Below are 20,770 nucleotides of genomic sequence, written 5' to 3'. Positions count from 1 at the left end.
GTGAGTTTGTCATGAATTCGGATCCCAAAATCATGTCCACGACAGCAATCGACGCCGCCCTGCATTTCGGCTGGCGGTCCGGCCTGGCGGTCGCCTTGCTGCTTGCCGTTTTTGGCAGCCTGCCGGCAACCCCGTCTCATGCGCAGGATATCCAGTCCCCGCCCTCCTTCGTCGACGATTTCAAGAGTTTCGACCGCGAGCGCTGGTACGTTTCGGACGGCTGGACAAACGGCAGCCATCAGAATTGCACCTGGTCGAAAGGCCTGGTCGAGCTTTCCGATGGCGTTCTTTCGCTCGGTTTCGCGAAGCAGAAGACCAAGGATCGTGAGTTCGCCTGCGGCGAGATCCAGACCAAGCAGCGCTTCGGCTATGGGACCTATGAGGCGCGGATGAAAACCGATACGGGCCCCGGCCTCAACGCGGCTTTCTTTTCCTATATCGGCCCGTCCGACAAGCAGCCCTGGGACGAGATCGATTTCGAGATCCTCACCAAGGACACGTCCAAGGTCCAGGTCAACGCCTACATCGCCGGCAAGGGCAAGAACGAGAAGCTGGTCGACGTGCCCGGAGGCACCGACAGTGCCTTCAACGACTACGCCTTCGTCTGGGAGAAGGATAGTCTGCGCTGGTACCTCAACGGTCAGCTGGTGAACACCATCACCGATCCTGCGAAGCTGCCCAGCCATGCTCAGAAGATTTTCTTCAGCCTTTGGGGCAGCGACACGATGAAGAGCTGGATGGGAGCGTTCGCCGATCCGGGCCGCAAGCTTTCGCTGCAGGTCGAGCGTGTCGCCTTCACCGCGCTCGGTCAGCCCTGCCAGTTTCCGGAATCGCTGGTATGCAGCGTAAAAGAGTTGGGAAAGACGAATTGAACCGGCCGGACCGAAAGCGGCTCCAGGCCCTGGATGGGAATGAAACCGAATGAACTTGACGGTGTTTGGAATTGGCTATGTCGGCCTCGTGCAGGCGGCGGTGCTTGCCGAAGTTGGCCACCAGGTTGTCTGCGTCGATATCGACGCAAGCAAGGTGGAGCGGCTCAACCAGGGCTTTGTCCCGATCTTCGAGCCAGGCCTTGAAAGCATCGTCAGGGAGAATCACGCCGCTGGCCGCATCAAGTTCACCACCGATGCGGCGGCTGCCGTCAGGCATGGCGAAATCCAGATGATCGCGGTCGGCACGCCGCCCGGCGAGGACGGTTCGGCGGACCTCAAATATGTGCTGGCGGTCGCCGAGACCATCGGCCGCGAGATGGATACCGCCAAGATCGTCGTCGGCAAATCGACAGTGCCGGTCGGCACCTGCGAAAAGGTGAAGGCCAGGATCGCCGAGACGCTGAAGAAGCGCGGGCGCGAGGATTTGAGCTTCGACGTCGCCTCCAATCCAGAATTCCTCAAGGAGGGCTCTGCCGTCGCCGACTGCATGAAGCCGGATCGCATCATCGTCGGCACCGACAGCGAGGACACCGAGGCGGTGATGCGCGAACTCTACGCGCCCTTCAACCGCAACCACGAGAAGATGATCGTGATGGACGTGCGCAGCGCCGAATTCACGAAATACGCCGCCAATTGCATGCTGGCGACCAAGATCAGCTTCATGAACGAGATGGCGAACCTTGCCGAGCAGCTCGGCGCGGACATCGAGGAGGTGCGCAAAGGCATCGGTAGCGATCCGCGCATCGGCTACCATTTCATCTATCCGGGTCTCGGCTATGGCGGCTCGTGCTTTCCCAAGGATGTCCGTGCCCTGATCAAGACCGCCGAGGGCGTCAAATTCGATGCCAAGCTGCTGCGCGCCGTCGAGGAACGCAACAATGACCAGAAATCCGTCCTGTTCGACAAGGTGCATCGCTATTTCAAGGGCAACCTCGAGGGCAAGACCTTCGCGCTGTGGGGCCTGGCCTTCAAGCCCAACACCGACGACATGCGCGAGGCGCCCGCGCGTGTGCTGATGGAAGCGCTCTGGAACGCCGGCGCGACCGTGCAGGCCTATGACCCCGAGGCCATGCAGGAATGCCAGGCCGTCTACGGGCTGCGCGACGACCTGATGCTGTGCGGCACCAAGGAAGCGGCATTGCGCGGCGCCGACGCGCTGCTGATCGCCACCGAATGGAAGAGTTTCCGCGCACCGTCCTTCGATGCGCTGAAGGATGCACTGACCACGCCGGTCATCTTCGATGGCCGCAACCTCTACGATCCCAAGGTCGTGGCGCGCCACGGCATCGAATATCACTCGATCGGCAGAATGGCGGCATGAGATCGGGTGCGGAGACAAGCTCGAAATAGGGCGGATGGGGCAACCAAGACAAGCGCGCCAGGCGCGGAAAGAATTGCGGCTGATGATGCTGTGAAGTCCGGGAAAATCACCAGGGACGATTTCGAAAGCGAGGCGGCGGCTTTGGCCTGTTGCGTCGGAAAGGAGACCCCATGAAAGTTCTTTTTGCAGGCGGCAATGGCTACACGCCTGAATTCAGCGGCGGCGTTCAGTCGAGCACCCATCATCTGGCCGAACAACTGATCGAGCACGGGCATGAGGCCGCCGTGCTTGCCGCCCTCTTCGGAGATGGTGTCTTCGGTTTCAAGGCGCGCGCCAAAATGAAGCTCTTGCGCCAGCCCGCGGTCGTCGACAGTTTTCCCGGCTATCCGGTGGTGCGGGCATGGTTTCCCTGGGAAGTCGCCAGTTTTGCGGTTAACCGGATGAGGCCGGACGTAGCGGTTGTCCAGTGTCATAAATCGGTTCCGCTCGGCAAGGCGCTGCAGACCGAGGGCGTGCCGCTCGTCGTCTATCTCAGGAATGTCGAATTTCATGAGTTGGGCGGTGACCTGCGCGACCTGGACTCGGCGCTCTACATCGCCAATTCGGAGTTTACCGCGCGCACCTACGCCAAGGAGTTCGGTATTGAGGCGGCGGTAATTCCGCCGACCATCAACCCGATGCACTACAGCACGCCGACCACGGGCCAGTTCGTCACGCTAATCAATCCCTACGAGGAAAAGGGCTTTGAGCTCGCGGTACGCATAGCGGGCGCTTGCCCCGAAATCCCGTTCCTGTTCGTCGAGAGTTGGAAGCTGGAAGAGGATCATCGGGCGCGCATCGAGGAAACGATCGCACCGCTTGGCAATGTCACGCTGGAGAGCCGGACCACCAACATGAAGACTGTCTATGGCCGCACCAGAATCCTGCTGGCACCCAGCAAATGGGAAGAAGCCTGGGGGCGAGTGGCATCGGAGGCCCATTGCTGCGGCATTCCTGTCGTTGGCTCGCGGCGTGGCGGCCTGCCCGAAGCGATCGGGCCTGGCGGCGCGGTGCTGGACTATGACGCCCCGCTCGCCGACTGGGTCGCGGCTGTCAGGCTTCTGTGGAACGACAACCAGGAATATGATCGGATCTCAGGCCTCGCGCGCAGCTTCGCAGCGCGTCCGGAACTCGATCCGGACCGTCAGTTCGTTACTTTCTTCTCGATATTGGACAGGGCAGTGCGGCAGGGCGCACGGCAAGCTGCTTAGACTTGAGCGCCAGCTGGTCGCTCACTTACTGGGCATTTGCCCCGACTGCGGCTTTGGCGCTCGACCGGATCTCGACGTAGCGCCCGAAGGGTAAGAATGGCAGAAAAACACAAGTTTGTAATGTTGGATGGCCTCAGAGGCATCGCGGCGATCGCTGTCGTTCTGTTCCATCGGCGCTGGTGGTTCGCGGACGATGGTGGCTTTCTGCAACACGCACCTTTGGCGGTGGATTTCTTTTTTCTCCTGAGCGGGTTTGTGATCGCCTACGCCTATGAGCCCAAACTGATCGCTGGAATGAGCCTCCGCCGGTTTTTGATAAAACGCCTGATAAGGCTGTATCCTCTGATAATCCTCGGGGCGTTCCTCGGTGGTGCGTTCATTTTGTTGAAGGAAATAAGAAATGAAGGCAGAATAGCGGACGCGATAGAGATCACATTGTTCGGCATAGCAGCAATTCCGATGCCGTTTCCAAACTCCATAGCCAACCAGCCATTTTATGCCGATCAGCCTCTGTGGTCGATATTCTTTGAGCTTCTGGTGAATATAGGGTTCGCTGCTTTTCTATATAGGCTCACAAACAGTTCATTGAAACTAATTGTAGTTTTTACTGCAGTGGTCTACCTGATCGCGGTTGCTGTAAAAGGGGATTTCGGTCTCATCGGAAACCAATATGGTCCGTACGGATGGATGCTTCTGGCCGGTTTACCCCGCACCGCATGTTCGTTTTTTCTCGGCGTCATCATCTTTCGGCGCTTGGGGGACAGCTGGATAAGTCGCGTAAGGGCGCCAGCATGGACCCTTCCAGTGATCTTGATAGCGATTTTTGCCGTGCCGGATTTGGGAAATATTGGAAATACAATCATGGCTGCTTTGTCTGTCCTGATTGTTTTCCCGCTAATTGTGATTACAGGAGCCAACGCGCAGTTGGATGGGGTTGGGGCGAAAATCGCCGCGATTTCAGGCGCGGTATCTTTCCCTATATACGTACTGCATGAGCCAATGTATGCTTGGTCGGAGCCGCTTATGTACAGGCTTGGCCTGTTTGATCAAGTAGTTCCCTCCGTGTTGGCTTGCGCGCTTGTATTTGGAATTGCGTTTTTTTCTCTGATAGTGTACAAGATTTACGATATCCCGATACGCCGTTTCCTTACGAGTACTTTCGATACCTCCAAACAAGCTACTCCCGCCCTGCGATGGGAGTCTGCATGATCGTGCGTGATGATGCATGGTGCGGCGCACAAATCGATGTTGCGCCTGCGAACAATTCCCTTTACGTTTTGGAATGGTCGATGGTCTAGGATCGGACTTGGATATGATGGCCGGGCGCCAAGCGGAACGCGGCACAGAAGGCCGTCTTGAACGAGCAACAAGGCGTCTGCGCCATGCTGCCGGCTGGCGACTTGCGATGCTTCGCCGGACCACGTCGAGTCTTTCCTCGCAGGCGACGGCACGCTCCGCGCTTTTCCTCAGGTGGAAACTGTCGCGGCCAGGCCGAACGCATCAACTCCCGGGAGAATTGATCGTCTCCCTGACGTCCTATCCAGCACGATTTTCGACACTCCCGTTGACGCTGAAGTGCCTCTTGTCTCAATCGGTCCAGGCGGACAGGACGATCCTATGGATCGCCGAGGAGGATATCGTGTCACTGCCAAAATCAGTCACGGAACTCCAAGCTCACGGACTGGAAATACGCTCCTGCAAAAACAGTAGATCGTATAAGAAAATTGTTCCGGCGCTGGCTGCCTTTCCGAATGCCTTCATCGTGACTGCCGACGACGACGTCTACTATTCCGGTCGTTGGCTGGAGCGGATGGTTATGCTAGCGGCTGAAAGGACGATCGTCTGCCATCGGGCCCATACGGTCAGGTTCGACGAAGCCGGCAATCTCGCACCTTACCACAAATGGTATTTTGACCCCAGGGCCGCCTCTCCGATCCTGTTTCCGACCGGTGTGGGTGGCGTGCTCTACCCGCCCGGTTCACTAGCGCCGGAAGTTCTGGATGAAGCAGAATTTATGCGGCTCTGTCCAAGCGCCGACGATGTCTGGCTGTTCTGGATGGGACGCAGGGCAGGAAGTTCGTACGTGATGGCTGGAAACGGATGGTTCCCCATCCCATGGCAGGGGACGCAGACCTCGGCTCTCCATCTCACGAATGTGGGGCAGAGCGCCAATGACGAGCAGATCAGGAGCATGATCAAGCGGTACGGCAGTCCATTCGAGCATTCTAGAGCAATTGGTGCGTAGCGCTTTTTCGTCGGGAATTGCGTAAAGTCGGCGAATCTAGCAATCGCTGAGTCGCCGACGGGTGTGCGCTAATGCATGTCGCCCGGAAGCGTCCTCGGTTCTGGGATAACGACATGCATGAAATCAGAAGCTTACAGCAGGTCGGGCGAATCCTATTCGCCGCGACATGCTATAGCCGTGCGGGTGCAATGGCCCAGAACCCGGTCCGGAGGAATGCGCAGATGTCACGCCTCGCGCGGTGCAGCCACAGCCGTCCTTGTGTGGAGGATTTGCATGGCCTCGCGTAAGGCTTCGCGGCCCGCCGTGAATGCCAGCGCGACCACAATAGTAATCAGGTAGGCAAGGACGGCGCCGCTTGCCAAGGCGAAGATATGCTGCTGTGGCAGCAGCGGCTTGATGAACCAGACTGCGGCCAGCGCCGTATGGGCGCCAAGAACGAACGGAGTAGCCGTCCGGAACATGTGACGGGCTTGCAGCGGCCCGCTCCTGCCGACATAAAGCCACAGGAACGGTGTTCTCAGATACTCGCTGATTGCATAGGCGCTCGCCACACCCAAGGCGCCATAGGGCAAGCCAAGCAGGAAGGCGATGATCGACGTCACCGCTGTGACGACGCCCCAGCGCATGAGGTCGCCAGAGCGACCTTGGCTGACGAACAGCCATCCTGACGGGTTGTTGAGAGGCTGCAGGAGCCCGGCAAATCCAAGAGCGAAGAAGATGCTGGCGCTTGCGCGCCACTGCTCACCGAGCACGAACGGAATGAGAGTGTCCGACATCGCCGCGGCAAACGCGACGCCTGGAAGCGCCACAATCAGGATCAGCGGGATCACGCGAAGAAATGCGCTGCGGTAACGGTCCGGTTCGTCTTTCAGCCTTGAGAGCGCCGGCACCATCACCTTCGACAACGGATTGGTGATCTGGCTGAGCGGAAACAGGAGCAGCTTGTAGGCACGGTCATAAAGGCCGAGCTGAGCCTCTCCCCAGTATTTTCCGATCAGTACATTGTCCAGGTTGCGGGCAAAAAAATTGGCGAAGTTGAAGCCGGTGACGCCAGCGCCGAAGTTCATCAACTCGCTGATCCCTGCGACATTGCGCGGCCGGCCGGGCCGCCAGCGCGAGCTGGCCCAATAACAGAGGGTCGGTAGCACGGCGCCCGTCAATGTGCCGGCAAACAGCGCCCAGTATGAGCGGTCGATGTACGTCCAGGCAATGGATACTGCCAGCCCCGCGATAGCGCTGGCAACGTCGATCAGGGCGAGCCGGTCGAACTGCATCCGGCGTGTCAGCAACGCCAGATGCTGCGCACCCAGTCCGTAGGCCATGATCTGCAGGCCGAACGCGGCCACCAGGCCCGTGACGCGGGGTTCCCCGTAGAAACCGGCAACCAGCGGTGCTGCTCCGGCGAGAACGCAGGCCAGGACAGCGCTGACGGCAACATTGATCCAGAATAGATAATTGACCTCCTCATGCCGGATTGCCGACTTCTGGATCGTCGCTTGGGTTAGGCCGAAATCCTGAAACAGCGCGATGAAGGCCAGCACCGGCGCGCACATCGCAACGACGCCGAAATCTTGGGGCGACAAGAGCCGCGACAAGACAATGACAGAGATGATTTGCGTCGCGACTCGCACGGATTGCGACAGGGCGGTCACAACTGCGCCACGTCCAACTGATTTGCGCAACGAGCCTTCCGGCGGATCGAATGGACTGGTTTCCAAAGCGGAATCCTTGATTTGCACGGATCCCTGGATCCACGAACACCGCCCGGAACAACCCTAAGGCAATAATTTTGCAGTGCAACAAAAAACGCCGTTCTTTTTCGCTCTGTACAAGAAATGCTGCAGTGCCGTTCGTGGTGCGGCAAGCCGCGCTCCCTGGTGGCTCAGGCGGCGTTTGCCAATTTATTCCCGGGGATCGGTTTCCGTGCCTTGCCCAAAAACATCCAGCGCGAAAACCAGAACCGGTCCATCACCAGACACAGGGCAAACGGAACGATCACAGCCGCCAGGATCAGTTCCAAATCCCGCGATACACCCAGGTCCCGCAACGTGAAATGCACGAACTGATGCACGAACATGATCACCAGAGACGCTCTGCCCACAGGGATAAGCCACTCTGCTGGAGGCCAATTGCTCAGCTTCATTGTGGTCAGCATAACCGCAACCGAAAGCGCCGTCGCGAGCAGAATGCCAAGCAAAGGCGGGCCGAAATTTGTATCCTTCATGCTAAAGCTAAAATGCACGCCGGCGATTGCCGCCACGGTACAAATGACGAAAGCGCCGGACAGGAAAGTGATCGAAAACTGGCCAAGTGAAGGCCTCTGAGCCAGCATGTGGCCAAACCAAAAGGCAACCATCGCGATTGGAATGCAAGATATTGCCCATGGTGTTCTTGCCGCCGGGAACTCGTGCATCACCAGGTAGCCTAAGGCGCATGAGCAAGCGACCAGAGTCAGCACCGCAGGCGACAGGGCTGATTGCGACCTCGCGCCGACGAAGTTGTATGCCAGTTGCGTGAGGAACAGACACGTCACGAACCAGAAAGTGCCGAACTTCCCGTCGAGAAACTGGCCGCCCAGTACGCTATGGATCGCGATTTCGCGGAACTGCCATGGTGCGAGTGTCTGGCCTCGCGCATAGGTCCATATGACGTCGAGAACAACGAGTGTCGCCAGAAACCCGACATAGGGAAGAAGGAGGGACTGGCTCCGTTTCCTGGCAAGCTCTGAGGTGGAGGAAGGCGAGTAGAAATAGCCGGAGAGGATGAAAAAAAGCGGCATATGAAAAAGGAATATGCCCCAGGCCATGTACTGCTTAACTGGATCGTGGCTCACGATGAAAATGTGCGCAACGACCACGAGTATGATGCCAAATCCCCGACAGATATCCACCCATACTATGCGTTGATCTGGTGCAGGCGTGCGCCCGACATGTCCGGGTACGACCGGCTCTCGCAGCGCTCTCTCTGTTTGATCGAATGGATTGGCTTCCAAATTCAGGATTCCTGATCTTTGCGCGGATTCCGCATCCCGAAATCCACAACCGCCGCCGACCACAAACTACGGCAATAATTTTGCAGTGCAACAGAAAACGTGGAGCGCCGCGCCAATATTGTTGCGATGCAGCATACCCGGCGCCCATGCCTTGATGCTCGACAAAGCAGCCTTGGCGCCGTGAAGGTTCAGCTCATTGGCCGACGTCACTGCGCCTATATCCGTGGAGTGTCATGACCAGTCTCTCCGAGGCGGCCATTGGCTCCCATTTGCCGGCCCAGCGCGGATCCATGGTCGCGCCTGCCGCCACCCACAGGTCGAAATACGGCTGCATGGGCTTGTTCGGAAACGCTCCGCCGGGGGTGTCGGCCGGCGTTACGACGGCCACTTCCTTGCCGTCGATGAAGAAGGCAACTCTTTTCCCCGCCTCATATTGCATGCCGAGGCGATATCGTTTGCCCGAGAGGTCGCCAGGCTGGATCAATTTAACCCAAACGGTCTTGTGCTTGTTGTCGACGTTCGCCCAGACAGTAATCTGCATCCCCTTGGTGCCGACGATCTCAAAGTCGACTTCCTCATGGGCCTTGTCGTTGAAAATCCAAAGCGGCGCCGCGATTAGCCCTGGCTTCATCGTGGGAAGCGTTACGTCCACTTCCCATTTTGCCGACGAGGAAGCGGAGTTGGCGCCGGACATTACCTCTGCGGATGCCTTCTCGCTGACGGTAAGCTGTAGCGCGCCGTCGACGATTTTGACGTTAGCGGCTTTCCAGTCGTAGCCTCCAAGCTTGGGTTCGCTCCACTGCGACGGCACGAACGGATTGTTGTATTTCCAAAGTTGCAGCTTGACACCCGACCAGTCGGGAAGCGTGTCGAGGGCAACGTTCCCGCTTCGCTCCGTGGCGCTCTCGGCCAATGCATGGCCGGCGACCCATTGCACGGCGGTGGAGGCCGCCAGAAGCGTGAGGAATTGTCTGCGTGTGGAATTCATCGCTAGCCTCCATTGGGTCGCCTTGACCTTGTCAGCGGCGACGATGCCAAAGCCGGCCGTTCGACGCGGCCGTGGCGTTCCAGTGGCATGGGCGCCACTTCGGTGATTGAGCCATACACCAATGATAAGGCGATTTTTTGCTGCATTGCATCAAAAATATTGCAATGCAGAAAAAGGCCTTTCGTGTCAGGAGATTGCCGGCGGGCGCAGGCCAAGAGCAGCGCTGCAACTCCTGGAGAGGCGCTCAAGCCGCGGAGGCAATCGGGGGGTGGGTCCGTCCCACTGTATTTTGCCCGCCAGGTTCAAACTGCGATGGACCGAGTCGAACGCTTTCAAGCTGCAAGCACTGGGGAGACGCAACATCGAGGGCAGGATCGAGTTGCACGGGCTCGCGCACTCTTTCCAATGCGACACGATCGTAAAGCGCATCGAGAAACGCGCCTGCGGGTTCGGCCCCGAACATGGTCTCCGCGGTCCTGCGGGCGTCGCGCCGGAGCGGTGCCATCAAGGCGGGTTGCCCTATGTATAGCTTCAATCGGTCGACGGCCAAACTGGCGAGCCGTTCGACCTCATCACGGAAATATTCGGCATATTTCGCCTCCCCCCGCGAGTCGTATCCCGGACTCCACCAATCGCCGATGTCGTCGAGCCTGACAGGCAAGGCAATCCCGTTGATGCCGTCCTCGAGGAATTCCGGCAAGGCGCAGACCTTTGTTCCAAGAACAGGGGTGTGCTCTGACATCGATTCCAGCGCTGAATAGCCGAAAGTGTCGCCAAACGTGGCGAGGATGCCGAAATGCGAGTTGCGCAGCAATTGTCGGACCGATTGGTTAGGCAACACCCCGTAATGCTGGACGTTTCTCAGTTCGAGCAGCTTGATATAGGGGTTGAAGAATCCCGGACCTGTCGGATCCGTCCATATATGGCCGCCAACCTGGAGACTTGAGACAACGTTCACCCGAATTGGCAATTTCTGCTGGATGGCTTTTTCGGCGATCTTGACCGCAACGCATCCGCCCTTGCGGCCAAAGTGAGCGCCGACAAATGTCAGCACCAGTTCCTCGGCGCTGTTTTCGGACATCGCGTCTTCCGTCGCCGGCACCACGACGTTCGGGTGGCGGACCAACAGCTTCTCCATCAGGAGGCCGACTTCCGGATTGTCGCTGTGCTGGGCCAGAAAACTTCTGCGGGCAAAATGCGACAGTGCGATGATGCGACGGCAGCTTGTGCTGGCAATTCGCGACCTGAGATAGCGGGCCATCAACCCGCGTTTGCGAAGGGCGAACTGTCGCGGCAAATGGGATTCAAACGACATGATGTACTTGGAGGAATTGATCGGTATCCGGTTAAATGCATGCACCATGTCGACAGACAAGGCAGGCTCGATCAGCGTCACGCCTTCCAGCTTGGACGAGACCAGATTCAATGGCAGAAATCGCTGTCGCAGGATCGTATGCCTGGACGCTCGCGGCGTAACGAAGCTGGTCGGATACTTGTCGTCATAGACGGCGATGCGAAGAGATTTGCCCATACGGAACCACTCGTCTTCAAGCAGCGGCATCGGGGATATTCGCAAGCTATTCCAAAGATGCAGAAAAGCATGCTGCCGCGCTGCAACAGAATGCAGCCAGCGGATCCCTGGCCAAACTCGAGGCCCAACTTCCCTGACAAGAATTCAACACCATTTTTTGTTGCGGTGCAATATGATTTTAGCAATTGATTAACTGTTAGCTCTTTTGCCGGGTGGGGAGCGATTTGGCCTGACGTGGCCGTCATGTTGCGGGCTTTGCAAGCGAAACGCCCCGATTTCCTGGCGCGGCAGGCCATGTCGCCTCCGATGGTTCGATTGTACGGTCGCCCCAGCGCTGTCAAAAAATTGGATCATGTGTTTTGTGCGGTGCGGTAGAGATGGCTATTTTGCTACGGCGCACCAAAAATGTTGCGATGCAGCAAGAGCTGTACTAGGCTTCCCTTCGGGTGGGCCAACAGCGATCGAGTTTTCATGCTGCATGTCTTGTACCTGGTGCACGATGTTTCCGACCCGGCGGTTCGCCGGCGGACCACGATGCTCAGGGCAGGTGGCGCCAGGGTCACCCTGGCGGGCTTCCGCCGCACCGTGAATCCGATTGCCGACGTTGAAGGATCGCGGCCGATCGACCTTGGCGCGACGCGCGACGGCCGATTCCCCCACCGCCTGGCGGCGGTGGCGAAGGCGGCGGTTTCGCTTCGCACGAAGCTGAGGGGCACGCCGAGGCCCGATCTCATCATCGCGCGCAATCTGGAAATGCTGGCGCTGGCCCGCCGTGCAAGGTCGGCTTTCGGCGCCGCTGTCCCGATCGTCTATGAATGCCTGGACATTCACCGCCTGGTGCTCCGCGACGATGCCCTGGGCAAGACGCTGCGCGCCACCGAGCGCCATCTGGCGCGGGATGTGAAGCTGCTGGTGACCAGTTCGCCGGCCTTCATCGCCAATTATTTCAAACCGTTCCGCCAGGTCGCGGCACCGGTGGAACTGGTCGAGAACAAGTATTTCGAGGCAGCGGCTGTTCTGCCTGGTGAACGCGAGGCGGTGGAAGGACCTGTCGCCCCGCCATGGCGGATCGGGTGGTTCGGGGCGCTTCGGTGCCGCCGCTCGCTCGAACTGCTGGCCGGTTTCACGCGCCGCATGGAGGGTCGATTCGAGATCGTGCTGCGCGGCCGTCCGGCACTTTCCGAATTTCCGGATTTCCATGCTTTCGTCGATGCCGAACCTTACCTGTCGTTTTGCGGGCCGTATCGCAACCCGGAGGACATGGCGGCGATCTATCAGGACGTCCATTTCTCCTGGGCGATCGATTTCTTCGAGGAGGGACAGAACTCCGAATGGCTGCTGCCCAACCGCCTTTATGAAGGCTGCCGCTTCGGCGCGGTGCCGATCTCGATGGACAACACCGAGACCGGACGGTTCCTGCGGCAGCGGGATATCGGCGTTTTGTTGCCGCAGGCCACGCCCGAGGCGCTCGAAACCGCGCTTGGCAGGATGGAACAGCACCGCTTCGGCAGGCTGAAGGCGCGCGTGCTGGCGCACAATCCGCGGATGTGGAGCTACGATCGCAGCGACTGCAGCGCCCTGGTCGAAAAACTGCGCCGGCTGACCACCGTGCGCGAACCCGTCGCGACTGAGGCCCTGGCATAGGATGGACATCGCCCGATGACGCAAGCGCTTGCCCCCAGCCTGATCGTGATCCCATGTCTCAACGAGGCAACCCATATCGGTGCGCTGCTCGACCGGCTCTGCCCGGCGGCGGAACGGCTTGGCGCGCGGATCGTCGTTGCCGACGGCGGCAGCACCGACGGTACGCTGGCCATCGTCGGCGAGCGCCAGAGGAACGATCCGCGCATCATCCTGCTTCACAATGAAAAGCGCATCCAGAGTGCCGCGATCAACCTGGCGGTGGCTGAATTCGGCGAAGGCGCGCAATATCTGATCCGCATCGATGCCCATGGCGGTTATCCCGATGACTATTGCGACCGGCTGGTCGAGGAGGCGTCGGCCACCGGCGCCGATTCGGTCGTGGTTTCGATGCTGACCAGCGGCAGCGGCACCGTGCAGAAAGCGGTGGCGGCGGCGCAGAACTCCAAGCTCGGCACCGGCGGCTCCAAGCATCGCCACCTCTCCGCCGGGGGATGGGTCGACCACGGCCATCACGCGCTGATGCGGATATCGGCCTTCCAGGCTGTCGGCGGCTATGACGAGACGTTCAGCCACAACGAGGATGCCGAACTCGACTATCGGCTGAGGCAGGCCGGCTACAGGATCTGGATGAGCGGCAGGACGCAGATGATCTACTATCCGCGTACCTCGCTGCGCGGCCTCTATTTCCAGTATCTCGGCTATGGCCGTGGCCGGGCCAAGAATGTGCTGAAACACCGCGTGATCCCGAAGGTTAGGCAGATGGTGCCGCTGGCGGTCTTCCCGGTGGTTCTGCTGGCCGCCTTCTCCTTCGTGCACTGGATCGCGGCGCTGCCGCTGTTGCTGTGGGCGGCGGTGTGCCTGGGCTATGGCCTGGTGACGGCCATCGGCCAGCGCAATGCCGACATCGCGCTTGCCGGCGTCTCGGCAATGGTGATGCATTTCGGCTGGTCCGTCGGTTTCTGGCTGCAGCTTCTCGGCCTCGGCGCGCGGCGGAGGGCGGCGTGATGGCGGTCGAGGCCAGGAGCCGAAGCATCGACATCGGCGTGTGCACGTTCCGGCGACCGGAACTGGCCGATACGCTCCGCTCGCTCGCCGCTCTTGCCGTGCCTGACGGCTTCGAGGTCGGCGTCATCGTCGCCGACAATGACGACATGCCAAGCGCCAGGGAGTTGGTGACGGTGCTGTCGCAGGAATTGAACCTGCCGGTCCGCTACCGGCATTGCCCGGCGCGTAACATCTCGATTGCCCGCAACGCTTGCCTCGACGCCAGCGAGGCGGATTTCCTGGCCTTTATCGACGACGACGAGACCGCCACCGCCCACTGGCTCGCCGAACTGGTGGCGACGGCCGAGACGAGCGGCGCCGCCGCGGTTCTCGGCCCGGTGCGCGCGCTCTATCGCCCGGATGCGCCGGACTGGATGCGCCGCGGCGATTTCCATTCCACCTTGCCGGTCCGCGTGCGCGGCGAAATCCGCACCGGTTACACCTGCAACGTCCTGCTGCGCATGGGATCGGACAGCCTGCGCGGCCGTCGCTTCAGCCTGGCGCGCGGCCAGACTGGCGGCGAGGACACCGAATTCTTCGACCAGATGCACAAGGCAGGCGGCCGGATCGCCTTTGCCCCGGAGGCATGGGTGGACGAGGCGGTGCCGCGGGCCAGGGCCGCGTTCGACTGGCTCAGCCGTCGCCGTTTCCGGGTCGGCCAGACGCACGGCCACCTCCTGGGCCGCAACGCCAGCGGCATCGCGCGGGCGAAGCAGGCCGGCCTTGCGGCGGCAAAGGCCGCTTATTGCTTCGCCGCCGCACTTCCGGTTGCCGCCAGCCCGATACGCAGGAACCGCAGCGTACTGCGCGGCATCATGCATGTCGGCGTCGTCAGCGGCCTTGTCGGTGTCCGCGAACTGCGCCTCTACGGCCAGCCAGCAGGGGAAGGAGGCAAGCGTGCAGCCTGATATTGCCTTCGTCCCCGATGTTTCTTTTGTGATTGCCGCCTTCAACGCCGAGGCAACCCTCGATCGGGCGATCACCAGCGCCATCGCCCAGAAGGGTGTCAGCCTCGAGATCATCGTCGTCGACGACAAGTCGCGTGACGGCACACTCGATGTGGCGCGGGCCTATCCCGAGCACATCGTGCGCGTCGTGGCGCTGGAAAAGAACAGGGGTCCCGGAGGGGCCAGGAATGCCGGGCTCGACGCCGCCCGCGGCAGGTGGATCGCGGTTCTCGATTCCGACGACGCCGTCTTTCCCGGCCGCATCGCCGCCATGATCGGCCGCGCCGAAAAGGCGAAGGCCCAGATCGCTGTCGACAATCTCCAGGTCGTCCGCGAGGACGGCGTGGTCGAGGACGCGATGTTCCCGCGCCAGTATCTGGAAGACCTGCGCGAGATTTCGCTGGCCACCTACATCGCCGGCAATGTCGTCTTCGAATCGAAATTCAATCTCGGCTACCTCAAGCCGATCTTCCTGCGCAGTTTCCTCGACGAAAACCGGCTGCGCTATGACGAGAAACTGAGGATCGGCGAGGACTACATCCTGTTTGCCGAAGCCCTGGCCGTTGGTGGCAGATGCGTGGTCGAGCCCGATATCGGCTATGCCTATCATATCCGCGGCGGTTCCATCTCGCGCGTGCTCGAGCCTCATCATGTCGAGGCGATGCGCAAGGCGGATGCCGAATTCGCTCAAACCCATCGGATGGACGAGGCGGCCCAGGCAGCCTTCGCCCGGCGCGGCCGCAGCCTGCGCAAGGCGGCCTCGTTCCTGGCGATGGTCCAGCACATCAAGGCGCGGTCCCCGTTCAAGGCGATCCGGACGGCGCTCAGCGACCCGGCGGCGGTCAGGCATATGGGCATGCCGATCGCCGTGCGGTTGCGAAGAGTAGCGGCACAGTTTGCCGTGGGGGTGGGGAGGTGAAGATGCAGGCACATGGAGGGATTTTTCGTGGCCTGTGAATGGACTGAAGTCGATCTCCTCAGAAGGAATTTGCGATGAAGAAAATCAGGAAGGCCGTGATACCGGTGGCGGGGCTTGGAACACGGTTCCTGCCGGCGACCAAGTCGATGCCGAAGGAAATGCTTCCCGTCGTCGACAGGCCCGTCGTGCAATATGCGGTGGACGAGGCCTTCGAGGCCGGCATCGAGCACATCGTCTTCGTCACCGGCCGCAACAAGGCGGTCATCGAGGACTATTTCGACCTCCATCCCGAACTGATCGGAACCCTGGAGCAGACTGGCAAGAAGGCGCAATTGCAGTCGCTGGAAAGCCTGCTTCCGGTGGCCGGCGCCACCTCCTTCATCCGCCAGCAATCGCCGCAAGGCCTCGGCCATGCCGTCTGGTGCGCGCGCGAGGTCATCGGCAACGAGCCCTTCGCCCTGCTTTTGCCCGACATGGTCTCCTTCGGCGGGCGCGGATGCCTGGCCGAGATCACCGACCTGTATGCCGAGACCGGCGGCAACGTCATCGCCGTCGAGCGCTGCGACGCAAGCGAGACCAACAAATACGGCATCGTCGGCCGTGGCGCCGACATTGGCGGCGGCTTCGAGGTGACGGCCATGGTCGAAAAGCCTGCGCCGGCCAACGCGCCGTCGAACTTCTACATCAACGGCCGCTACATCCTGCAGCCCGAGATTTTCCAGCTTCTGGGCAACCAGCAACGCGGCGCCGGCAATGAGATCCAGCTGACCGACGCCATGGTCCGCCTGTCGCAGGAGCAGCCATTCTTTGCCCAGCCTTTCAAGGGCCGCATGTTCGACTGCGGTTCCAAGGAAGGGTTCATCCAGGCCAATGTCGCCTTCGCGCTGGCGCGCGACGACATGAAGGGCCCGGTCTTCGAGATGCTCCGGGAGTGCGTCCGGACGCATGAACGCCAGGAAGAAGCCGCATAATGCCCATCTTTCGGGAGCATTGTCGGGCGGCTGACGGCGGAGGGGCCGGCCGGCTCCGCGCCATCCGGCACCAAGTGTGTGTCGCGCCCGCCAATGCTCCCGATCTTCCCGGGGCCTGCGAGCGAGACAAGCCAGAATTGGACCGAAGATGAATTATGCCAACTTTCCTCTCGACAAGAGGATGCCATTGCCGAATCCGGACGCAGGAAACGGCGAAGACTTCATCGACGTGGAGCGGCTGCTTGGCATGGCCGCGCGGCAGGCCAAGGTGGTTGGCGTGTGCGCCATCATCGGTCTTTTCCTGGGCTTGCTCTATCTGCAGACGACGCCGCCCAAATACCAGTCGGTCGCCAGCGTGCTGATCGACGAGGGGCTGAACAAGATCGTCGACGACATCTCGGCGGCGTCGACAACCATGCAGACCGATTCCGCCATCCTCAGCCAGATCGAAATTCTGACCTCGACTCGGCTTGCCGCCGTGGTCGTCGACAAGCTGAAACTCGACCAGAACGACGCGTTCATGAACCCGCCGCAGTCGGCCCTTGCCCAGGGCGTCGGCTTGGTCCGCGGTCTGATCCAGTATGTCCGTCCGAGCCCGGTCATGCCAGGCGTCGGCGATATCTCCAAGCTCGACCCCGCCACGCGCGATGCGCTGATCGCCACGTCGCGACGCGACTATGCCATCCTCAAGCTGCAGAACGAGATCCGGGCCGATCGCGTCGGGCGAAGCTACGTCATCGCGCTTGGCTACCAGGCGACGGATCCGGGTTTGGCGAAAGCCATCACCAAGGCCTATGCCGACGCCTATCTCGCCGACCAGCTCGATGCCAGCTTTGATGCCACCGAGCGCGCGGCGGTCTGGCTGCAGGGCCGGCTGACCGAACTGCGCGAAAGCTCGCGGCAGGCATCGCTCGCGGTCGAGAAGTTCAGGGCCGAGCATGGTCTTTCCGCCAACAGCGATGGCCAGCTGATGAGCGACAAGCAGCTTGCCGACCTGAACGCGCAGCTCATCGTGGCGCAGGCCGACACGGCACGTGCCAGCGCCCGCTACCAGCAGTACAAGTCGATCGTCGACAGCGGCTCGGACAACGCTTTCAAGGACGCCGCAATATCGAGCGACCAGCCAAGCAGCTCGGTCATCGCGGCGCTGAAGACGCGCTATCTCGCGGTCGCCAAACGGCAGCAGGATGTCGAGGCGAATTTCGGCGCCCAGCATCCGCAAGCCGTGGCGCTCGCCAAGGAAAAGGCAGACATTTCGGCCCAGATATTCGGCGAGCTGAAGCAACTCACCGAAAGCTACCGCAACGAGTATGAGGTGGCTCTGGCGCGCGAGACAGCGCTCAGGGCCAATGTCGCTGCCGCACAAGGCAAGAGCTCCATCGACAACCAGTCGCAAGTCAAGCTGCGTGAACTCGACCAGAAGGCGACGGCGCTGACGACGCTCTACCAGACTTTCCTCGGCCGTTATGAGGAAGCCGCGCAGCAGCAATCCTTCCCTGTCGGCAAGATCCGCATCATCTCGGATGCGTCGACGCCGCTTGCCGCCTCGAGCCCCCGCACCATGGTCGTGCTCGGTCTTTCGCTGGTGCTCGGCGTTCTGATGGGCGCCGGCTTCGGCGGCCTCAACGAGTTCAACGAACGGTTCTTCAGGACCGGCGAGGAGGTGCGCGACCGCGTCGGCCTCAAATTCCTCGGTTACCTGCCCACCATCGGCGGCAAACCGACGAAGGAAGACAAGCCGGGCGAGCCAGATCTCAAGGTTGCCAGAACGCCGGCTGCCATCGAAAGGCGCGCGCGAATGCGGGTGAGCGTCGACGCTCCGGCATCGATGTTCTCCGAAACGCTGCGCAGCGCCAAGATCGCCTTCGACGTGGTATTGGAAGGGCAAGCCAGTCGCGTCATCGGCGTGATCTCGGTCCTGCCCGGCGAAGGCAAGTCGACGGTCGCGGCCAATCTCGCCGGGCTGCTGGCCGCCAACGGCGCCAGGACGCTGCTCATCGACGGCGACCTGCGCAATCCGGGCCTTAGCCGCAGCCTCGGCATGGAAGCCGAGCAAGGGTTGATGGAAGCGGTGGTGAGCGGCCAGACCTGGCAGTCCGTCGGCAAGATCGACAGGCAGACCAAGCTGGCGATCATCCCGGCCGTGTCGCGCGGGCACTTCTCGCACACCAGCGAGCTTCTCTCTTCGGCCGGCATGCGCCGCTTCATCGAGAACGCCAAGGAGACGTTCGAATACATCGTCGTCGATCTGCCGCCGCTCGGGCCGGTGGTCGACGCCAAGGCCTTCGCGCCGCTCGTCGACGGCTTCGTGCTGGTCACCGAATGGGGCCGCACGCCGCGCGCCATGGTGCGCTCGATGCTGGAATCCGAACCCTATGTCGCCAACAAGATCGTCGGCGCGGTGCTGAACAAGGTCGACCTGAAGAAGCTCGCCAAATACGGATCGATCGGGGCCTCGGAGAAATTCTTCGACAAGTACTCGACCTACTATCTCGACAAGTCGGAAGTGCGTAGCAAGGCAACGGTCTGAGGCAGGTCGTCGCCCACTATTCTCTTACAGCATGTCGCATGTCGCGGCGAATAGGATTCGCCCGACCTGCTGTAAGCTTTCTCATTTTATGCATGTCGTTGTCCCGGAACCGAGGACACTTCCGGGCGACATGCATTAGAGCAATTCCAGGAAAAGTGCGCAGCGGTTTTCCCGGGAAAAGCGCGTAGCGCTTTCCCTAGGGAATTGCGTGAAAACAAAGAGTTAGAGCGGTTCGGCGATTCCAACAAACACTGAACCGCTCTAGGAGTGGGCTGCGGTTTTCATTTCGAAATTGCGCAAAGCGTCGGCCGTCCCGCCACCGTTCATGCGGCCGGACATGAAGCGGAGCGTCGCATCGCCTACGCCGTCTTGAGCCGGTAGCGGAAGAGCGTGTAGTCGAGCAGCAGCCGGATGCGCGGTTCGGCCTCGGTTGCCACCAGCCAGCTTGCCGCGATCATGGTCGCGCCGACGATTGCCATCGACGGGAGATATGGCAGCCCGGCGCGCACCATGGCGCCGAGCATCGACGCGCCGATGACGTCGTGGATCAGATAGAGCGGATAGGTCATCAGCCCGATCCGGCGCCAGCCGCTCCAACTGAGATCGAGCCGCAGCGACCATGCCATCAGGGCGATGGCTGCGAGGAACATCAGGATCGGCGGCGCGTAGGGCATGGCGGCTGCGACCTTGATGCTGTGGACGTCGACGGAACTCGCGATCTGCAGCACGCCGCCGCCGAGGAACAGCAGGCAGAAAGCAAGGCGGGGAGGCGTCATCGCCTTGAACCGCATCAGCCAGATGAGCACGCCGACGGCGAAGAAGCTGCCATGATGCACCAGGATGAGTTGCAGCCAGCGCGTCTCGGCGAAGTCCGACCAGCCGAGCGGATAATAGAGGCACCAGAACGACGTGCTGACCAGACCGATGACGATGGCAACCCTCTCCATCAGATGGAAGCGGCCGAGCCGCAGCAGGATCCAGACGATGGCATAGAAGGCGATTTCGATGCCGAGCGTCCAGTAGACGCTGTCCACCCAGGGACCATAGGGTGCGAACAAGGCCGTTCGGGCGAGCCTGACCACCGCGTCGGTCGGCCAGTTCGAGCCAATGAGCAGCAGCAGTGCCGCGGTGATCGGCGCGCAGATCCAGACCGCCGGCGCCAGTCTTTTGACCCTTGCCTCGAAGAACCGCAGCGGTGTCGAATTCTCGGCGCTGAAGGCAATGACGAAACCGCTGATGACGAAGAAGATCTCAACGCCGACCCAGCCGGACTCGACCCAGGCGCCTATACCGGGCTGCGCCGGAACGCCGCCCGTGGCTTGCGCCGAGATGCCGTCGGGATAGGCCCACACCCAGAAACCGTAGTGGTAGACCATGACCAGCACGGCGGCGAGAAACCGCAGGATATCAATACCGCCAAACGTTGTCTTTTGCTGAGCCATGCGATCCCGTCGAA

The 20,770-nt window shown here is 60.9% G+C and carries 16 protein-coding genes; 11 read left to right on the top strand and 5 right to left on the bottom strand.

Annotated features, from left to right (window positions below; translation table 11 throughout):
* Positions 1-11 precede the first annotated feature (11 nt).
* The 5 genes from LB536_RS07495 to LB536_RS07475 all read left to right on the top strand — a co-directional run bounded on the left by LB536_RS07495 (position 12) and on the right by LB536_RS07475 (position 5,748).
* Complete coding sequence (locus LB536_RS07495; RefSeq protein ID WP_224590698.1) at positions 12-872, top strand: family 16 glycosylhydrolase; 861 nt, start codon at positions 12-14, stop codon at positions 870-872.
* Between the two features lie 49 nt (positions 873-921).
* The gene (locus LB536_RS07490; protein ID WP_140762687.1) at positions 922-2,253 is read left to right on the top strand and encodes a UDP-glucose dehydrogenase family protein; all 1,332 of its coding nucleotides are present in this window, start codon (positions 922-924) and stop codon (positions 2,251-2,253) included.
* A gap of 170 nt (positions 2,254-2,423) precedes the next feature.
* Complete coding sequence (locus tag LB536_RS07485) at positions 2,424-3,503, top strand: glycosyltransferase (protein ID WP_224590696.1); 1,080 nt, start codon at positions 2,424-2,426, stop codon at positions 3,501-3,503.
* A gap of 96 nt (positions 3,504-3,599) precedes the next feature.
* Positions 3,600-4,712 carry an acyltransferase family protein gene (locus tag LB536_RS07480; RefSeq protein WP_224590694.1) on the top strand — a complete coding sequence of 371 codons (1,113 nt, stop codon included), beginning with the start codon at positions 3,600-3,602 and terminating at the stop codon, positions 4,710-4,712.
* A 97-nt stretch (positions 4,713-4,809) separates the two neighbouring features.
* Complete coding sequence (locus LB536_RS07475) at positions 4,810-5,748, top strand: glycosyltransferase family 2 protein (RefSeq protein WP_140762678.1); 939 nt, start codon at positions 4,810-4,812, stop codon at positions 5,746-5,748.
* Positions 5,749-5,972: 224 nt separating this feature from the next.
* Here LB536_RS07475 and LB536_RS07470 read toward each other — a convergent pair whose 3' ends face one another.
* The 4 genes from LB536_RS07470 to LB536_RS07455 all read right to left on the bottom strand — a co-directional run bounded on the left by LB536_RS07470 (position 5,973) and on the right by LB536_RS07455 (position 11,289).
* Positions 5,973-7,466 carry a lipopolysaccharide biosynthesis protein gene (locus LB536_RS07470; RefSeq protein WP_140760808.1) on the bottom strand — a complete coding sequence of 498 codons (1,494 nt, stop codon included), beginning with the start codon at positions 7,464-7,466 and terminating at the stop codon, positions 5,973-5,975.
* 164 nt (positions 7,467-7,630) lie between these two features.
* Complete coding sequence (locus LB536_RS07465) at positions 7,631-8,740, bottom strand: acyltransferase family protein (protein ID WP_224590693.1); 1,110 nt, start codon at positions 8,738-8,740, stop codon at positions 7,631-7,633.
* A 193-nt stretch (positions 8,741-8,933) separates the two neighbouring features.
* Complete coding sequence (locus tag LB536_RS07460) at positions 8,934-9,728, bottom strand: family 16 glycosylhydrolase (RefSeq protein WP_224590691.1); 795 nt, start codon at positions 9,726-9,728, stop codon at positions 8,934-8,936.
* 244 nt (positions 9,729-9,972) lie between these two features.
* Positions 9,973-11,289, bottom strand: a complete 1,317-nt coding sequence (locus tag LB536_RS07455) for a glycosyltransferase family 4 protein (protein WP_224590689.1) — start codon at positions 11,287-11,289, stop codon at positions 9,973-9,975.
* A gap of 441 nt (positions 11,290-11,730) precedes the next feature.
* On the opposite strand from LB536_RS07455, the gene LB536_RS07450 reads away from it, so the two are divergent.
* The 6 genes from LB536_RS07450 to LB536_RS07425 all read left to right on the top strand — a co-directional run bounded on the left by LB536_RS07450 (position 11,731) and on the right by LB536_RS07425 (position 19,314).
* Entirely contained in the window at positions 11,731-12,903 is a 1,173-nt protein-coding gene (locus LB536_RS07450; RefSeq protein ID WP_224590687.1) for a glycosyl transferase family 1, read from the top strand.
* A 15-nt stretch (positions 12,904-12,918) separates the two neighbouring features.
* A complete protein-coding gene (locus LB536_RS07445; protein WP_224590686.1) occupies positions 12,919-13,908 on the top strand; it encodes a glycosyltransferase family 2 protein in 990 nt (329 codons plus the stop codon).
* Entirely contained in the window at positions 13,908-14,855 is a 948-nt protein-coding gene (locus LB536_RS07440; protein ID WP_224591250.1) for a glycosyltransferase, read from the top strand. The genes LB536_RS07445 and LB536_RS07440 overlap by 1 nt, the downstream gene beginning before the upstream one ends.
* Entirely contained in the window at positions 14,845-15,813 is a 969-nt protein-coding gene (locus LB536_RS07435) for a glycosyltransferase family 2 protein (RefSeq protein WP_140760666.1), read from the top strand. Before LB536_RS07440 ends, LB536_RS07435 begins: the two co-directional genes overlap by 11 nt.
* Positions 15,814-15,887: 74 nt before the next feature.
* Entirely contained in the window at positions 15,888-16,784 is an 897-nt protein-coding gene (locus LB536_RS07430) for a UTP--glucose-1-phosphate uridylyltransferase (protein ID WP_224590684.1), read from the top strand.
* Positions 16,785-16,932: 148 nt separating this feature from the next.
* Positions 16,933-19,314, top strand: a complete 2,382-nt coding sequence (locus LB536_RS07425; protein WP_140812086.1) for a polysaccharide biosynthesis tyrosine autokinase — start codon at positions 16,933-16,935, stop codon at positions 19,312-19,314.
* A 359-nt stretch (positions 19,315-19,673) separates the two neighbouring features.
* Here LB536_RS07425 and LB536_RS07420 read toward each other — a convergent pair whose 3' ends face one another.
* A complete protein-coding gene (locus tag LB536_RS07420; RefSeq protein WP_224590682.1) occupies positions 19,674-20,756 on the bottom strand; it encodes an acyltransferase family protein in 1,083 nt (360 codons plus the stop codon).
* Positions 20,757-20,770: the final 14 nt, after the last annotated feature.

Origin of the sequence: Mesorhizobium sp. ES1-3, from assembly GCF_020164795.1 — a bacterium.
In the GTDB taxonomy this organism is placed as follows: Bacteria; Pseudomonadota; Alphaproteobacteria; order Rhizobiales; family Rhizobiaceae; genus Mesorhizobium.
The sequence above is the reverse complement of the archived record's forward strand: the minus strand, read 5'-3'. Positions and strand labels throughout refer to the sequence as shown.

What these genes read in the sequence shown, in the direction of transcription:
- LB536_RS07495 (WP_224590698.1), top strand. Translation starts at nt 12, where the DNA reads ATGAATTCGGATCCCAAAATCATGTCCACGACAGCAATCGACGCCGCC.
- LB536_RS07490 (WP_140762687.1), top strand. Translation starts at nt 922, where the DNA reads ATGAACTTGACGGTGTTTGGAATTGGCTATGTCGGCCTCGTGCAGGCG.
- LB536_RS07485 (WP_224590696.1), top strand. Translation starts at nt 2,424, where the DNA reads ATGAAAGTTCTTTTTGCAGGCGGCAATGGCTACACGCCTGAATTCAGC.
- LB536_RS07480 (WP_224590694.1), top strand. Translation starts at nt 3,600, where the DNA reads ATGGCAGAAAAACACAAGTTTGTAATGTTGGATGGCCTCAGAGGCATC.
- LB536_RS07460 (WP_224590691.1), bottom strand. Translation starts at nt 9,728, where the DNA reads ATGAATTCCACACGCAGACAATTCCTCACGCTTCTGGCGGCCTCCACC.
- LB536_RS07455 (WP_224590689.1), bottom strand. Translation starts at nt 11,289, where the DNA reads ATGCCGCTGCTTGAAGACGAGTGGTTCCGTATGGGCAAATCTCTTCGC.
- LB536_RS07450 (WP_224590687.1), top strand. Translation starts at nt 11,731, where the DNA reads ATGCTGCATGTCTTGTACCTGGTGCACGATGTTTCCGACCCGGCGGTT.
- LB536_RS07445 (WP_224590686.1), top strand. Translation starts at nt 12,919, where the DNA reads ATGACGCAAGCGCTTGCCCCCAGCCTGATCGTGATCCCATGTCTCAAC.
- LB536_RS07440 (WP_224591250.1), top strand. Translation starts at nt 13,908, where the DNA reads ATGGCGGTCGAGGCCAGGAGCCGAAGCATCGACATCGGCGTGTGCACG.
- LB536_RS07430 (WP_224590684.1), top strand. Translation starts at nt 15,888, where the DNA reads ATGAAGAAAATCAGGAAGGCCGTGATACCGGTGGCGGGGCTTGGAACA.
- LB536_RS07425 (WP_140812086.1), top strand. Translation starts at nt 16,933, where the DNA reads ATGAATTATGCCAACTTTCCTCTCGACAAGAGGATGCCATTGCCGAAT.
- LB536_RS07420 (WP_224590682.1), bottom strand. Translation starts at nt 20,756, where the DNA reads ATGGCTCAGCAAAAGACAACGTTTGGCGGTATTGATATCCTGCGGTTT.